This window comes from Methylobacterium sp. CCH5-D2 (assembly GCF_001556475.1).
In the GTDB taxonomy this organism is placed as follows: domain Bacteria; phylum Pseudomonadota; class Alphaproteobacteria; order Rhizobiales; family Beijerinckiaceae; genus Methylobacterium; species Methylobacterium hispanicum.
In genome coordinates this window covers 1-1,670 of the sequence record NZ_LSIX01000998.1, presented here as the reverse complement: position 1 = coordinate 1,670, position 1,670 = coordinate 1, and the positions used below count along the sequence as shown (strand labels likewise).

The window sequence follows — 1,670 nt, the reverse complement described above, 5'->3', positions numbered from 1 at the left end:
CCGCCTCGGCCGGCGGGCCACGGAGGGCACGATCGCGGCCTACGGCCGGGCTTTGCGCGTGGTGCTGGCCCACCAGGGCCTGACACTCATCGTCACCCTCGGCACGGTTGCGCTGACGGCCTACCTGTTCGTGGTCATCCCGAAGGGCTTCTTCCCCGTGCAGGACACGGGGGTGATCCAGGGCGTGAGCCAGGCCGACCAGTCCGTCTCCTACGGCGCCATGGCCGAGCGCCAGCAGGCGCTGGCTAAGGCGATCCTGCAGGACCCGGACGTGCAGAGCCTGACCTCGTTCATCGGGGTCGACGGATCGAACGTCACGCTCAATTCCGGCCGCTTCCTGATCAACCTGAAGCCCAGGGAGGCGCGCACGGCGGGCGCTTCCGAGATCATCCGGCGCATCAACCGAATGACCGCCGAGATTTCCGGCGTGCGCCTGTTCCTGCAGCCGGTGCAGGACCTCACCATCGACACCGCGGTCTCGGCCACGCAGTATCAGGTGATCCTGGAGAGCCCGAACCTCGACGCCTTCGAGACCTGGGTGCCGCGCTTCACCGAGGCGCTGGCGCGCTCAGCCACGGTGGCGGACGTGGCCAACGACTACCAGGGCCAGGGGCTGGCCGCCTACATCACCATCGACCGGCCGACCGCGGGCCGCTACGGCATCACGCCGGCCACCATCGACAACGCCCTCTACGACGCCTTCGGCCAGCGCATCATCTCGACGATCTTCACCCAATCGAACCAGTACCGGGTGATCCTCGAGGCCGACCCGGCGCTGCACCGGACGCTGGAGAGCCTCGACACGATCTACCTGCCCTCCTCGACGGCGACCAACGGGCAGGTGCCGCTCTCGGCGGTGGCGCGGGTCTCGGAGCGGCGGGCGCCCCTGCTGATCTCGCATCTCGGCCAGTTCCCGGCCACCACCGTGTCGTTCAACCTCGCGCCCGGCGCCGCCCTGGGGCAGGCGATCGAGGCGATCGACCGGGCGAAAGCCGAGATCGGCCTGCCGGATTCCTTCCGGGTGGTGCCGCAGGGCTCGGTCTTCGCCTTCGAGGCGGCGCTCGGCAACGAGCTGTTCTTGGTGATGGCCGCGATCGTGACCGTCTACATCGTGCTGGGCGTGCTCTACGAGAGCTTCATCCACCCGATCACGATCCTGTCCACGCTGCCCTCCGCGGGCATCGGGGCGCTGCTCGGCCTGATGCTGTTCGGGCTCTCCCTCGACATCATCGCGATCATCGGCATCGTGCTCCTCATCGGCATCGTGAAGAAGAACGCGATCATGATGATCGACTTCGCGCTCCAGGCCGAGCGCGAGGACGGGATGGACCCGCGCGAGGCCATCTACCAGGCCTGCCTGCTGCGCTTCCGCCCGATCCTGATGACGACGCTCGCCGCCCTCTTCGCGGCCCTGCCGATGATCTTCGGCACGGGCGTCGGTTCCGAGCTGCGCCAGCCGCTCGGCATCTGCATCGCGGGCGGGCTCATCGTCAGCCAGGTGCTGACGCTGTTCACGACGCCGGTGATCTACCTCGCCTTCGACCGCCTGGAGCGCCGCGTCACGGGCCGCCGCGGGCCGGATCTTGCCGCCGGCGAGGCGCTGCCGTGAGGCGCGACGCTTCCGCAGAACTCCCTCCCCCCTCTGCGGGGGAGGGAGTTCTGCGGAAGCG

At 69.0% G+C, this 1,670-nt stretch carries 1 protein-coding gene; it reads left to right on the top strand.

Features of this window, described 5'->3' with window-relative positions; genetic code table 11:
- Positions 1 to 1,609: efflux RND transporter permease subunit (locus tag AX737_RS27120; RefSeq protein ID WP_197430736.1), on the top strand; the 1,609-nt coding region annotated here is incomplete at its 5' end.
- Positions 1,610 to 1,670: the final 61 nt, after the last annotated feature.